At 48.6% G+C, this 14,503-nt stretch carries 14 protein-coding genes; 8 read left to right on the forward strand and 6 right to left on the reverse strand.

Going from position 1 to position 14,503, the window contains the following annotated elements; genetic code table 11:
* Positions 1–24 precede the first annotated feature (24 nt).
* From GWC95_RS12980 to GWC95_RS13005, 6 genes are all read left to right on the forward strand, one after another.
* Complete coding sequence (locus GWC95_RS12980; protein ID WP_161819155.1) at positions 25–1,659, forward strand: Na+/H+ antiporter; 1,635 nt, start codon at positions 25–27, stop codon at positions 1,657–1,659.
* Positions 1,660–1,792: 133 nt separating this feature from the next.
* Entirely contained in the window at positions 1,793–2,317 is a 525-nt protein-coding gene (locus GWC95_RS12985) for a DUF2911 domain-containing protein (protein WP_161819156.1), read from the forward strand.
* Between the two features lie 143 nt (positions 2,318–2,460).
* Positions 2,461–2,994: a hypothetical protein gene (locus tag GWC95_RS12990; protein ID WP_161819157.1), complete on the forward strand. Its 534-nt coding sequence runs from the start codon at positions 2,461–2,463 to the stop codon at positions 2,992–2,994.
* A gap of 199 nt (positions 2,995–3,193) precedes the next feature.
* Positions 3,194–3,679, forward strand: coding sequence for a DUF1573 domain-containing protein (locus tag GWC95_RS12995; RefSeq protein ID WP_161819158.1), 486 nt, complete (start codon positions 3,194–3,196; stop codon positions 3,677–3,679).
* A 168-nt stretch (positions 3,680–3,847) separates the two neighbouring features.
* Positions 3,848–4,072, forward strand: coding sequence for a hypothetical protein (locus GWC95_RS13000; protein ID WP_161819159.1), 225 nt, complete (start codon positions 3,848–3,850; stop codon positions 4,070–4,072).
* 76 nt (positions 4,073–4,148) lie between these two features.
* Positions 4,149–7,139, forward strand: coding sequence for a glycoside hydrolase domain-containing protein (locus tag GWC95_RS13005; protein WP_161819160.1), 2,991 nt, complete (start codon positions 4,149–4,151; stop codon positions 7,137–7,139).
* A gap of 132 nt (positions 7,140–7,271) precedes the next feature.
* On the opposite strand, the gene GWC95_RS13010 is transcribed toward GWC95_RS13005, so the two are convergent.
* The 5 genes from GWC95_RS13010 to GWC95_RS13030 all read right to left on the reverse strand — a co-directional run bounded on the left by GWC95_RS13010 (position 7,272) and on the right by GWC95_RS13030 (position 11,220).
* Positions 7,272–8,192: a DUF4097 family beta strand repeat-containing protein gene (locus tag GWC95_RS13010; protein WP_161819161.1), complete on the reverse strand. Its 921-nt coding sequence runs from the start codon at positions 8,190–8,192 to the stop codon at positions 7,272–7,274.
* A gap of 9 nt (positions 8,193–8,201) precedes the next feature.
* The gene (locus GWC95_RS13015; RefSeq protein ID WP_161819162.1) at positions 8,202–9,161 is read right to left on the reverse strand and encodes a DUF4097 family beta strand repeat-containing protein; all 960 of its coding nucleotides are present in this window, start codon (positions 9,159–9,161) and stop codon (positions 8,202–8,204) included.
* Between the two features lie 11 nt (positions 9,162–9,172).
* The gene (locus GWC95_RS13020) at positions 9,173–9,985 is read right to left on the reverse strand and encodes a zf-HC2 domain-containing protein (protein ID WP_161819163.1); all 813 of its coding nucleotides are present in this window, start codon (positions 9,983–9,985) and stop codon (positions 9,173–9,175) included.
* A gap of 11 nt (positions 9,986–9,996) precedes the next feature.
* Entirely contained in the window at positions 9,997–10,548 is a 552-nt protein-coding gene (locus GWC95_RS13025) for an RNA polymerase sigma factor (RefSeq protein ID WP_202630289.1), read from the reverse strand.
* A gap of 186 nt (positions 10,549–10,734) precedes the next feature.
* Positions 10,735–11,220 carry a hypothetical protein gene (locus tag GWC95_RS13030; RefSeq protein WP_161819164.1) on the reverse strand — a complete coding sequence of 162 codons (486 nt, stop codon included), beginning with the start codon at positions 11,218–11,220 and terminating at the stop codon, positions 10,735–10,737.
* Between the two features lie 57 nt (positions 11,221–11,277).
* Here GWC95_RS13030 and GWC95_RS13035 point away from each other — a divergent pair, with 57 nt between their 5' ends.
* Positions 11,278–12,708 carry a serine hydrolase gene (locus tag GWC95_RS13035; RefSeq protein ID WP_161819165.1) on the forward strand — a complete coding sequence of 477 codons (1,431 nt, stop codon included), beginning with the start codon at positions 11,278–11,280 and terminating at the stop codon, positions 12,706–12,708.
* Between the two features lie 9 nt (positions 12,709–12,717).
* Here GWC95_RS13035 and GWC95_RS13040 read toward each other — a convergent pair whose 3' ends face one another.
* Positions 12,718–13,482, reverse strand: a complete 765-nt coding sequence (locus tag GWC95_RS13040; RefSeq protein ID WP_161819166.1) for a PI-PLC domain-containing protein — start codon at positions 13,480–13,482, stop codon at positions 12,718–12,720.
* Positions 13,483–13,541: 59 nt separating this feature from the next.
* Here GWC95_RS13040 and GWC95_RS13045 point away from each other — a divergent pair, with 59 nt between their 5' ends.
* Positions 13,542–14,423, forward strand: coding sequence for an MBL fold metallo-hydrolase (locus tag GWC95_RS13045; protein WP_161819167.1), 882 nt, complete (start codon positions 13,542–13,544; stop codon positions 14,421–14,423).
* Positions 14,424–14,503 lie beyond the last annotated feature (80 nt).

Below are 14,503 nucleotides of genomic sequence, written 5' to 3' on the forward strand. Positions count from 1 at the left end.
CATTGAAGTGTTAACTTTAGCTAAATGGAAAACTTCCACATCATCATTTTCCTATTGGCTGTGCTGATCAGTTTGTCTGCCCTGGTGGAACGCATCAGGGTGCCGCAGCCGATATTGCTGGTGGTGGCGGGGTTGTTGATCGGGTTTATTCCTGCGCTGCCAGACCTTGCGCTCGATCCCGAGATCATTTTCCTCATCTTTTTGCCGCCATTGCTTTTTGATGCCGCATCACAAACATCGTGGCACGATTTCAAGGCAGACATCAGGCCCATCTCTGCATTGGCCATCAGCCTAGTGTTCTTTACAACCATTGCTGTTGCCGCAACGGCACATTACCTCATCCCCCATTTCGGATGGCCGCTGGCCTTCCTGCTGGGCGCGATCATTTCACCAACGGATGCGGTTGCGGCAACAGGCATCATCAAGGGGCTGAACCTGAACCGGCGCGTAATGACGATCATCGAAGGCGAAAGCCTGGTGAACGATGCATCGGCGCTCATCGCATACCGGCACGCGCTTACGGCGGTGCTTACCGGCAATTTTCTTTTCTGGGAAGCAAGCCTCCAGTTCCTGGTCGTTGCAGGAGGCGGGATCGCGGCGGGCATTGCGGTGGGGTACCTGCTGGTATTCGTTCACAAAAAGATCACGAACAATTCATTGGTAGAAACAGGCATGAGTTTGCTTACGCCCTACCTCGCATACATCACCGCAGAAGAGCTGCATGTATCGGGCATACTGGCGGTTGTTACGGCAGGGTTGATCATCTCGTGGAGATCACCAGAAATATTTTCTTACCAGACCCGGATGCGCACAAGGGTTATCTGGGATACGATCGTGTTTTTATTGAATGGGTTTGTTTTCATTCTCATCGGCCTGCAACTGCCTGCGATCCTCAAGCAGGTGGTCAATTATTCAACAAAGGAATTGATCGGGTATGGTGTTGTGATCAGCCTGGTAACAATTGTTGTACGCATCATCTGGGTATTTGCGGGTGCGTTCTCCACAAATGTTTTCAAGAAAAAAAGAACCGCCGGCGACCCGGTGGAGGCCATTCCCTGGCGCCACATCATGATCATTGCCTGGACCGGTACACGCGGGGTATTGTCGCTCGCCGCGGCCCTTGCCCTGCCATTGGTGCTGCATACGGGCAAAGCGTTCCCGCAAAGGCACATCATCCTTTTTCTTGCGTTCGTGGTGATCTTTGTAACACTGGTGGTACAGGGATTGAGCCTGCCCTGGCTCATCCGCGTTTTAAAGATCAAACCGGAGGTTTCGGAAGACAGGGAGCCCAAAGAACTTGAACTGCACATTGTACACAACACGATGGATTATATAGACCGGGACCTGCCCGTGAAATTGAATGCGGAAGCCAAAACAACGCTCAAAAACAAATACAATGCGCGGGCAGAAAAGCTCTCCAGGGAAATAAGGCTGCACGAAAAAAACGAGGGAAAAGACAAGCCCGCCCCATTAACCATTACACCGGTTCAGAACGCGCAGCTTGAGATCGCAAAGTTCCAGCGCGAACTGCTCATCAAACTGCACAAGGAAGGCGCTTACAGCGATATCGCGATCAAGGAGGTGCAACGCAACATGGACATAGACGATATGAAGCTCGATCTCCAGATTCCAAAGGAAGAAGAGGGAGGCGGCGTCTAGAAAACCGCGCCATCGCAGATAATGTTGTTGTGATCTGCTCTTTTCCATGAACGGCTCCGGCTTGTTGCCCGGAAATGCTACCTTTAGCGACGCTAACATGAAAAACCAATTATTCAGACAAAACCTTACACCAATGAAAATCGCAAACATCACCAAAGTACTCTTTACAACGCTGGCATTGTCGTTGTTTACCACCGCATCGTTTTCGCAGGCCAGTCCGGAAGCAACCGCTGTGGGCACGATCTACGGGGCCAACCTGTCGATCAAATACAACAGCCCTTCCGTTAAAGGCAGGAAGATCTATGGCACCGATCTCGTTCCTTACGGCGGAAAAGTATGGAGAGCGGGCGCGAACAAGGCAACCACTTTTGAAACAGACAAAGACATCACCGTAGAAGGGAAAAAATTACCTGCGGGCAAATACAGCCTGTATGTGATTGCCAATGAGAATGAGTGGGTATTCATCTTCAATTCAAAAACCGGCCAATGGGGCATCAACCGCGATGGAAGCACTACACTCGATCCAACCGCAGATGTGATCCGTGTAACCGTAAAACCAAGAAAAGCGGCGTTCCGCGAGAGCCTTGTTTACCAGTTTAACCCGGATGGATTTATACTTGGATGGGAAAACATAGAGGTTCCTGTTGGTATCAAATAATATTTCCGGACAGGTTTCTTTTTTAATAACGGGATACGATTTTACAGGTCGTATCCCGTTTTTTTTGCGCTATCTTAGTTCGCCGTTGTTGTTACCGCGATCAACGGTATTCATTTAATCAATCATACCAAAACCGTAAAAACGTGATAGGCGTAGGATCAAGAGTTAACCATCCCCACTATGGAAGGGGCGTTGTGGTAGAAACAGGCAGTGAATTTTACATGATCTGGTTCAAAACCGCCAATACCGCAAAAAGCATCGCGAAAGATTATGCGGAGCTGGACGTACTTGAAAATACCGGCGGCGGAGCGGCACCGGGTAGTGTTTCGCTGGCAGATATTGAGCAGGCGCTGGACAGCGTGCTTACCCAGCGGCTCCACGAGTTCCAGCTCGTGCCCATGGCCACAAAATGGAACGATGGAACGATGCTGCTGAAACCCAAAGACGAAAGCCTGCAGGGCAAGGAAATACCGATAGATGTGTTCTTTCACAAGATCGTGATGGTGCGCGACAGGCTTCGCCTGATTGAACAGAAGATAAATGCCCACAAAGTGCTTACAGACGCAGAGAAAATTGAGCTGCAGCAATACATAACGGCCAGCTATGGATCGCTCACCACGTTCAATATACTGTTCAAAGAAACCATCCACCAGTTCAGGGGAAGCGGGAAGGAATGATTACCTTACCAAAAACAAGCTCGATCATGGTATACGTGGTTGCAATTGTAGTGGCACTGGTGATCATCCTAAGGCGGAGAGGGCAGTTGTAACCCTGCCGGCAGCACTGCTGCCCATTCGGCCTTCAAAAACCTTAATTAACCGTTTTCTAAGATTTGGGAACCGGAAAAACCTTTACTTTTATCAAAATTTACAACACATGAAAAGAATATTACTCGGATTGACGCTGATTTTAGGTGTAGGTGCTATCAATGTTAATGCACAGAATGGAGCAGCGGCAAATACTGCAAGACCGGCTACAGCAACGGCTGCGGCCATGGCTTTCGCTGAAAAAGACAATACGCACGATTTCGGAACCATTCCACAGGGAACACCGGTTACGTACAATTTCAATTTCAAGAACACGGGTAAATCGCCGCTGGTACTCAGCAGTGTTACAGGAAGCTGCGGATGCACAACACCTGAATGGCCTAAAGAACCCATCAAACCAGGCGCTTCTGCAAACATCAAAGTAACTTACAATGCCGCAACACCGGGCACATTCACTAAAAATGTGACCATCGTTTCAAATGCCGCAACGCCAACAACCGTACTTTACATCAAAGGCGAAGTAAAACCGGTTGAACAACAGGTTTCAAACAACAATGCACAGCCCGTACAGAGTGCGGCTCCGAAGAAGAACTAATTAAATTAAGCTTAATAAAAAACCTTCCTGTAGTAATGCAGGGAGGTTTTTTGTTTTTGTACCGGTAGTAAAGCGACCACTGATTTATTTTAACAGCGCCTTAATAAGCGTTTGGCAGCGTTTTTGGTCTATGAGGTTTCTTCTTATTAGAGCCAAACCAAACACGCTATGCAACAACCATTTGTGATCAGCATACAACGACTGCTGAAAAAGAAGCTGAACATCTCTACGCCCCTTACCCCACAAACAGATTTGAAGAAGGACCTCGATCTTGTTGACTGGGAAATGCTGTACCTGCTCAACGCCATTGAAAAAAAATTACATGTTTCCATCTCCGATTCGGACCAGATCGGGAACATTGAACAATTGCTCGCCGCCGTGAAGAAGAATTGACAAAAGAGCGATCGTTTAAATTATCAATTAGTAATTAGTAATTATTAATTGATAATTTAGGTTTCAAACGATGCACATGAAGAACCTTTTCTGCGCAGTTGGGCTCATGCTCCTCTCCTGCTTCGCCTGGTCCCAGGTACCCTATACCTCCGGCAACAATGGCTGGAAAGAAGATTCGTTGGGCAACCACCGTGCGGTTGTTTTGTTTACAGGTGAAGGTAAGGTTGCAAAAGCGGTGATCCCCTGGAGAAGGAACGACCCGTCTCCCGAAACAAAATGCATCATTATACAGGATGCCAAAACAGGCGCGAAGATCAACAACACACGAACGGGCATCATCAACAACGAAAAAGGCGAGATCTGGTTTGAACCGGTATCGGGTAAAGGAAAATATTTTGTTTACTACATGCCTTACCGCAACGAAGGCAGATCCAATTACCCGAAAGGTGTTTATTTACCGGCCGGGAACACGGCCGCAGCAGACTGGCTCAGCAGCATCAACTCCCTGATGACACCGAATACCCAGGTAAAAGAGATACAGTCCATCAACGATTTCAACAGCTTCTACCCCATGGAGGTGATCGCAACCGCGGATGAAACAGCGGCACTGATCGCAAGATCAAAACGGGACAACTTTATCGTTTTTCCCGAAGACAGGATGTTTCCCATAAAAATGCAGGAACGTTTGCCATTGCGCTGGGTGCATGGAACCATTCCACATTCCTTTGCAGGAAAGGCAGACAAGGGTGAAAACTATACCTATCAACTCGGCGTCTACGCTTTGCGGGATCTTGATGATGTTGGTGTTGTTTTCTCCGACCTCATCAATACAAATGGAAAGAAGATCCCGATCAAACAACAATATTGCCTGAACACAGGCGGAACAGATTATAAGGGCGAGCGGTTTGCGATGTCAAAGATCCCGGTTGCCAGGGGCCATGTGCAGGCTTTGTGGTGCGGCATCAACATCCCTGTTGATGTGCAGCCCGGGATTTACAAGGGAAAGGCCATCGTAAGTTCTTCGGTGGGCAACAGCGAATCGATAAATATCTCGATCACGGTTTCTGATAAGACAGCAGCAGATGGCGGCATCAACGAGCCATGGAAACAAACCCGGTTAACATGGCTCAACTCAACCCTTGCGCAGGAGAACACGGTGATCGCGCCGTATACGCCATTGGTATTACAAGAAAAAACGATCTCGTTACTGGGCAGAAAAGTGGAACTGAACAGCGATGGTTTTCCAAAACAGGTGCAGACATTTTTTACAGAGGAAATGACCGGCTATTCCACCAAACCCAATGACCTCCTTTACGAGGGCATCCATTTTCATTTTACAAAAATGGATGGCAAGAACCTCACACTCAAAAGTACAGGCTTACAGTTTACCAGGCAGGAGGCAGGTACCATTCAATGGCAGGCAGGTAATGTGAACGATACGCTGCGGATGGATGTAGATGCCTCGCTCGAGTTCGACGGGTTCTCTGCATATACCGTTAAAGTAACTGCCTTACAGGATGTAAAATTGAAAGACATCACCTTTCACATCCCGTTCAAAAAAGAAATGGCAAAGTATATGATGGGGCTCGGGCAAAAAGGCGGTGAGCGGCAGGATCCTGTTAAATGGAAATGGGATGTTGCCACCAAAAACCAGGACGGCGCGTGGATCGGCTCGGTGAATGCAGGGTTACAGTATTCGCTGCGCGATGAAAATTATGTGCGCCCGCTGAACACAAATTTTTACCTGCAGAAACCGCTGCTGCTTCCCTCTTCATGGGCCAATGGCAACAAAGGCGGTATTGATGTGGGCATCAAGGGAAGTTCGATGCTTGCCAACAATTACACGGGAGAAAAAGAACTGAAGAAAGGAGACGTGCTGTATTTCAATTTCACTTTACTCATCACACCGTTTCATCCCATCGATACTGATTTCCAGTGGGGCACACGCTTTTACCACAAGTACCAAAACCTCGACACGATCAAGGCCACCGGGGCAACAGTGGTAAACATCCACCATGCAACGCCCATCAACCCCTGGATCAACTATCCGTTCATCGAACACAAAAAGATGAAAGCATACATAGACGAGGCCCACAGCAAAGGATTGAAAGTAAAGATCTATAATACCGTGCGCGAGCTCTCCAATCACGCCTATGAAACGTTCGCGCTGCGCAGTCTCGGCCACGAGATCAATTCAACCGGGAAGGGCGGTGGCTTCAGCTGGTTGCAGGAACATGTGGGCAACGATTACATTGCGGCATGGTTCGTTCCCGGCATAAAAGACGCGGCCATCGTTAACAGCGGCATGAGCCGCTGGCACAACTACTACGTGGAAGGGATGAACTGGCTTACAAAAAACGTTGGCATCGACGGTATTTACCTCGATGATGTTGCATTCGACCGCATCACCATGAAACGCATCAAACGCGTGCTTACACAAAACGGCAAACCTGGTATCATCGATCTTCACTCTGCCAATCAATACAACAAAAGCGATGGCTTCAACAACAGCGCCAACCTTTACATGGAACATTTCCCTTACCTCAACCGCCTGTGGTTCGGCGAATATTTCGACTATGAAAAAAACGGCCCGGATTTTTTCCTGACCGAAGTCAGCGGTATTCCATTCGGGCTGATGGGTGAAATGTTGCAGGATGGCGGCAATGCATGGCGCGGTATGATCTATGGCATGACCAACCGCATGCCCTGGAGCGACAATGCCGACCCGCGCCCCATCTGGAAAGTGTGGGACAGCTTTGGCATCAAGGGCTCATCGATGATCGGTTACTGGAGCAGTCATTGCCCTGTTAAAACCACCAACGAAAAAGTGCTCGCAACCGTTTACCAAAAGAAGGGCGCTGCCCTGATCGCCATTGCGAGCTGGGCCAGTGAACAAACTACCGTTAAACTGAACATCGACTGGGATAAACTCGGCATCGACCCACGCAAGGCAACCCTGATTGCACCCGCCATAAACAACTTCCAGGAGGGTGCGAGGTATAAACAGGACGATGCGATCAAAATTGAAAAAGCAAAAGGAATATTGCTGATCGTAAAAGAAAACTAAAGGATCACCATGGCGTGCCATCAATTGCCACAGATTACACAGAACAGCAACCATCCGTGCAAATCCGTGAAATCTGTGGCAACAAAAAGGGACGGAAAAAATTCCGTCCCCTAAAAATGTCATTCTCAACACTTATCCTTTCGCCTTGCGTATGTAAATGTTGCCATTCATGTTCTTCATCATCAGTTCCGGTCCGCCGGCATTGATCTTCCCGTATACCCAGTTCTCGATGTTGATCCGGTACGTACCGTTGCTGCTTGTTTTCTTAGGCGGCACCGCGGTTTTGTCTGCGTCGATATCGAAGTCGGTGAACATCTCGCCATTATCTGTCTTGAGTTTCACATTGGCCTTAAGTGTTGCGGGAAACGTTACATCAATGTTTCCGTTGAGTGAGGAAAAGGCCATCGCCGCTTTCGGATCGATGCTTTTGAAACTGATCTTCATGTTGTCGTTGATCGCAGAAGCAACCACCGATCCTGAGATGCCAGACATGGTGATCGGCCCGTTCACATTGTTCACCTCGAATTCGCCGTTCACATTCTGAACAATCAGGTCGCCATCGTTAATCGTCGTGATCTTCATTTTCGATTCGGTCATCGGCACTTTGATCACCAGGCTCACCGGGGTCATTGCAGAGGTATGAACGGTTACGCTGTTGTTCTTTTCTTCTGCGCTCACATCCAGTTTTCTTCCCGCGGTGATGCGTTTCATGCCTGCATTGTTGTTATCCCTTGAGCTGCCATTGATGTTCACATTTACATTTGTGTTCACTTCCATGTCTATCGTCCTGTCTTTGTCGCGAATTTTCATTTTGCTCTTTTTGCTTTCGCGTTCTTCCTGTGTGATGTCGATTACCAGGTCTTTTCCTTCATAACCCACTACCCTGATGGAGCCATAGATCATGTGTACATTCAGTTTGTAAGGTTTACCCGGCTCACTCAATGGAACCACGAGTTGTTCTTTCTGATCTGCAGTTGACTGCTGCTGCGCCATTGCGCCTGCCGATAAAACCGTTGCGAGCAGGAACGCGGCCGCTATTCTGATTGTTTTCATATTGGTGTTTTACGATTGTTTTTTAATATAGATGTTTCCGTTCAATGTTTCAAACTTAAATTGTTTTCCGCCGGCGCCCACGCGTAGTTTCGTGTCTTTGTTGAGTTTATACACGGTACCGTCTCCCCTTTTTTCCTGGTTCTTCGTGATCACCGCGGGCAGCAACTGCGTATTGTCAAAATCGGTGTAGAACGCGCCGTTCATCGATTTGAACTGCAGGTCCGCAGAGAGATTGGGTTGAAATACCGCCGTCAGTTTTCCATTCAATGTGTTGAAAGAAGAGGATTCCGGCGGGTTGCTTGCATACGTTACGGTGAGGTCTCCATTGATCGTATGCGCGTTGGTTGTGCCCTTTGCATTGTAAATGCTGATGGCGCCGTTCACGTTGCCCACATTCAGCACACCGGTTACATTCTTCACGTCTACATCCCCATTGTTCACTGTTGAAATACGGAGGTTGAGGTTGTTCGGCACTTTTACCGTGTAGTGAAGCGTGCAGTTGTACTCGATGTTGCGGTTGTTGTTCCAGTTGCCGCGGTCGCGCCAGTCGTGCGGACGTGTATCCACCGGTTCCAGCAGGTAAGCGATCACGCTGTCGCCAATCTGTTCAAACTTCAGCTGGACTTCCGATTTGCCCATCTCAAGTCTTTCTTTGTCCTTTGCGGAGATGGTCCTGTCGATTTCAATCGTGATCTTATCGCCTGCGTATCCTTCCACTTTGATAAAACCATCGAGGTTGTAGATCGCCAGTACGCCACTTGTTGTTTTGGCCACCGTAAATTCTTTACTGATGTGATCCCTGAACTGCTCGGGATATTTTTCATTAAAGCGGGCGATGCGCCGCTCCTCGCGTTCAGCGGCGCTTTGGGCGCGGCGCCGTTCGCGTTCCTGTTCCTTGTCTTCCTGTGCCGGCGCGTACGTACATGAGAATAGCAGTACCGCTACCAGCGGAATAAATGATTTTTTCATACCGTTGTTTTTTAGATGAGTTTGGTAATGGTTTCTTCTATTTTCCCCCGGATTGATTTGTCAAGATCTTTCTGTTCGAGCAGTTTTCTGAACGATTGTACGGATCGTTTCTCCTGCAGCTTCAGCATCACATCTGCAAGCGCAGCCTGCATCAATGGCGAATCCTGTTGCGCGATCGATTTCACGAGGCCTTCGCGAACCGATGCATCATATGTATATTGAGTAAGCGCCTCCAGTGTAACCAGACGCACATTCACGTTTTGATCGTTGTTCAGGGTTGAAAGCAATGCATCGATCACTTCCTTGTTTGCGGTTTTGATCTTCTCTGTATAACTCACGCCACGGATGCGTTCCGATGCCGATGGGTTCTCGATCAATGCAAGCATCATCGTTTCGTTCATGTCTTTTAGCTTGGTGGTAACCTCTGCCAGTTCTGCCCTCGTTACCTGGTCTGAACCGCCGCGTTTGAGCAAAGAGCCAAGGCCAATGCCGATCACTACCAAAATAACCGTATAAGCCAGTTGCATACCGGGTTGAAAGCTCCACAGCAGTTTTAATTTACTACCGATCCGGCTCAATGCGTTCGCTTTCGGCTGGTGAGACGCCTTGAAATCTTCAAGCATTGCATCGAAACGAACCCGCATATCCGCAGAAGGCTGCGGCGCCGGTAATTCGCCGATCATGTTCCAGAGCTGTTGTTCTGCCTTCAGCTCCTGTGCGCAGGCCGGACATTCACCGAGATGTTTTTCAAAAGCCTTTCTCTCCGCTTCTGTCATTTCGTTGTTGATCCAGAGTGTGATCTGTTCTTCTTTTTCACATTTCATCTGCTGCATTTTTAATTTGCGATTTGTAAATAACTTGTTTTCAACTGGCTCACCGCCCGGTGCACCCTTACTTTTACTGCGCCCTCTGTTATATCGAGGATCTGGGCGATCTCGTTGTATTTCAGTTCCTGGAATTTGCTCAGCACCAATATCTCCCTGCTCTCTTCGCTCAGGTTGGCCATCGCATTGCGGAGCGTGGCCAGCTCCTGTTTCTTCTGCACCGTTTCATCGGCCGCAAAACCTCCGCCTATGTTCTCCGACATTTCCGTCAGCTCCTGGTGCCTGATGGTTCGTTTGATCGAACGGCCATTGTCGTTCACCACGTTCCGCGCCATATGGTACATCCATGTTTTGAACTCTCCATCGCCCCGGAACGTGTGTTTGTATTTCAGGATGCGGTAAAATACGTTCTGCACCAGGTCCTCGCTCAGCTCGCGCTGGCCCGTCATGTGAAAAAGAAAGCCAAAAAGCTGGCGGTTGTAGCGCTCAAACAGCAGCCCCAACCTGTCAAGGTCGCCGTTCTTTACTTTCATCATCAGTGCATTATCGCTAAGCGGGTTCAAGCAGTAAGCGTTAGGGTTATGAAATATAGGATCGGAAACTCCGGTGTGGAAGTAAGGTTACAGAAAAAACGGTATTTTTTTGGAAAATCCCGGAAACGCCTGGTTTTGAACGGGTATTCGATTAAACAATTTTTTGTTTTGAAACGTGATTCCCCGGTGTCAGGAGGGCCCGATGTTTCCGAAGCCTCACCTGCCGGCTATAAACCGTTCCAGCTCATCACTCTTTCGCGTTCCCAGGATCAACGTTTTCCCCGATTGCATTTTCAGGCGCAGCCCTACGGTTGATCCCGCCGTGTGCACGGTGCCATGGGGTGTGAAACGGTAGCCCGCACCTATAAACCCAAAATCAAATACATCCGCTCTGGCCACATCGTTCCAATCGATCAGCGTGAACTTTTTCCGGAAGGGAAACCAGCGGTAGGCTACGAACTCATGGGTGATCTTCGTTTCCAGCCTCGCCACAAAAAAAGAAAGGATCATACCGGTCATAACAACGCTGCAGGCAACCAGCAGCCAACCCGGCGCCGGCTTGTCGCCGAACTGTTTGTGGAGGATCACCTGCTGAACAACGCCTGCTGCAAAGAGAAAAAACAAACCAAAAAACAACATGTACAGGAACCACATGCCTTTGAACCGCAGCGGTTGCCGCTCGCTGAAGGATTGTTCACTCATAATAACCACTTTAATACATGCGGAAGTTCTTACATTTAAGTGTAAATCGCAAATCAAATGAGGTGCCTGTTGTTGCTTGGATGGTTGCTTGCGGTACATCCCGTTACCGCACAGGAAAAAAAAGAAAAACTTGATGCCGTGATACAGCGCTATCACGAGTACAATATGTTTGATGGTGCGGTACTGGTTGCAGAAAATGGAAAGGTCATCTACAAAAACGCATTCGGGCTCGCCAACAGGGAATGGAACATTCCCAATACCACAGATACGAAATTCATGATCGGGTCTGTATCAAAACCCCTCACAGCATTGCTGGTGCTGGTACAGGTGCAGAAAGGGCTCATCAGCCTGGACAAGACCATTTCCGATTACCTTCCTGAGTTTTCAAAAAAGAATGGCCGGCGCATCACCATCAAACAATTGCTGAGCCATACTTCGGGCATGCCCAATTACGATATCATCAAAGACTTTTTTCCACGCATCAGCCGCCAGCATTTTTCAAGGGAAGACTATGTGAAACTGTACATGGATTCTTCCCTCGCGTTCGAGCCGGGCAGCAGTTACTACTACAGCAGCTGGGGTTATTTCACACTCGGTTACATCATGGAACGTGTAACGGGGAAATCTTATGCGCAGCTGATGAAAGAAGATATTTTCGATAAAGCCGGGATGGCCAATTCAGGGTCGTATTTTCATACCCAGGTGGTTAACAAACGGGCAAGCGGGTACGATTACACATTGGATGGCTACGCCAGCGCCGATTTCCGCGATCAATCAAATACAATGGGCACGGGTGATCTGTACAGTACCGTGGAAGATCTCTTCAAACTGCACATGGCCCTGGGTAATTACAGTTTGCTCAATAAAAAACTGACGGATGAAATGTTTGCACCAGGCATGCGCCCTGCACAGTATGGGTATGGCTGGTTCAACAAACAGTTCAAATACACCGCAACAGATAGCGTGCGCTCAAATTTTCATTTGGGGATGACGGAAGGATTTCTTTCTTTTTTCCTTCGCATACCCACTACCAACAGCATGGTGGTTATCCTCTGCAACAGTTCGCCCACAGATTTCTTCGGCATCACGGGCGACCTGGTAAAAGTGTTGTATGGCAAGCCTGTAACGGTAAAACAACCCGTGCACAAAGCGATGGAAAAACTGATCGCCGCGAAAGGTGCCGCAGCGGCTGTAAAAGAATATGCAGGGATGAAAAATGATTCTGTGCATTACTATGTAGACTGGATCTCCATGGATTTCCTCGCCAACCAGTTGCTTACACTGAACCGCATGGAAGAGGCGAGGATCGTTGGAGAACACAATGCATTGGAATTTCCGAACAAGGACCTTGTTCTTTGCACACTCGGCAAAATATACGAGGCGCTGGGAAGAAAAACAGACGCGGCCGTTTACTACAAAAAAGCGCTCGGGATATCGCCCACCTACGAAGAGGCAAGGAACAGGCTGAAAGCGATCGGCATCAAATAAGGGAACCTGTTATTGGAGGAACTTTGCGAGTTCCGCGATCTTATCCGTGTTTATGTAATCAACGCCTAGATCCATCATGATGCGCCAGGTATGCGGCGTATCGGGCACACCCCAGAAGCGGATCTGTTTGTTGAGCGAATGCGCCTTACCGATCGCCGCCCTGATCAGTTCAAGATCGGCAGCGGGCAGATCACCTTCGCCTTTCCATTTACTGAATTTTGCAAAATTGGCGGAAAACAACCCGATGCGCGCAAGGTGTTGCTGGTGGGATGGCTTGTCGAGGTTGCCGTCGAACAGGATGTACGCTGGATACTGATCGAACGCTTCCGCCGGAACCTGGTTGCCCGTGATCACAAAGCGGATGCCCGGGTTGTTCAGCAGGGCCGGGTATTTTTTGATATTGTTTACAACTGCGTTCAGCGTATGCAAAGAATCTGTTTTCAGGTCGATCAGTAATTGCAGCACGCGGTCTTTACCTGTGTAAGCGAGCCCCTTGTTTTTGAGTACGGCCGCATTGAGTTTCGAAAGATAGGCGCCATCCAGCAACACATCCCGTTTCAGGGTTTTCAGGGAATGCGATACAAAGAGGCTGTCGTTGATGAGGAACACATCCGCTTCAATGGAGCCGAGTTGCAGGTTATAGGCATCTGTAAAAGGAACATTGTGCTCGTAATCGTTGTGCGCATGGATATTGGCGCTCGTGTATTTTTTGGGCTGGGCAACTATGCCGGAAAGAATGAAAAAGAAAAGCGCGGCGAGGATGGAAGTTTTCATGGCCTGAAGATAAAAATTTAGACCCTAAATTATTTAGCAAAATGTATTAAATTCGCCCCATGTCACTCCAGATCGCATCGCTTAATTCAGGCAGCAACGGCAATTGTTACTATGTAGGTAACGAGACCGAGGCCGTTCTCATTGATGCGGGCATCTCGTGCAGGGAAACAGAAAAGCGGATGCGCAGGCTCGGACTCTCCATCGAAAAAGTAAAAGCAATCTTTATTTCGCACGAACACGGCGATCATATTTCTGGTGTTGCCGTGCTGGCAAAGCGGTATGCATTGCCCGTATACATCACGGCGCAGACGTTCAGGCATGGCAGGATCCTGATGAAACAGGAAGAGACATTGTCTTTTGTTGCGCACCAGTCAGTCGCCATCGGATCGTTAAAGGTCACTGCGTTCCCGAAGTTCCACGATGCGAGCGACCCGCATAGTTTCATGGTAAGCTGTGGCGAAGTAAATGTGGGTGTGTTTACCGATCTCGGGGTTTGCTGCGATCAGTTGGTGGCGCATTTCAAACAATGCCATGCCGCTTTCCTGGAGGCAAACTATGATGTGGAGATGCTCGCAAATGGTTCGTATCCCTACCATCTCAAAAAACGCATCAGTGGCGGCGAAGGACACCTGTCCAATACAGAAGCGCTGCAATTGTTCCTCGAACACAGGCCGCCATATATGAGCCACCTGTTGCTTGCCCATCTTTCTAAAAACAACAATGATCCGCAGTTGGTGGAGAACCTGTTCAACAACCATGCAGGTAATACAAAAATCGTTATTGCGGGCAGGTATAAAGAAACAGAAGTTTATCACATCACCCACAACGGCGCGCCTGCGGCGTTTGTACCAAACAATGTTGTACCAAGGGTAACATTGCAGCAGCTTACCCCTAAAAAACTACTGGTAAAAAAACACCAGCATCAATTGTCACTTTTCTGATCGTTGTTCCCGGCTCATACATGAACCGCAGACCGCACTTTTGCGTGCGGCCAGCGATTGTCGGCTCATGCATTTATCCA

Source organism: Sediminibacterium roseum (genome assembly GCF_009939005.1).
GTDB lineage: Bacteria > Bacteroidota > Bacteroidia > Chitinophagales > Chitinophagaceae > Sediminibacterium > Sediminibacterium roseum.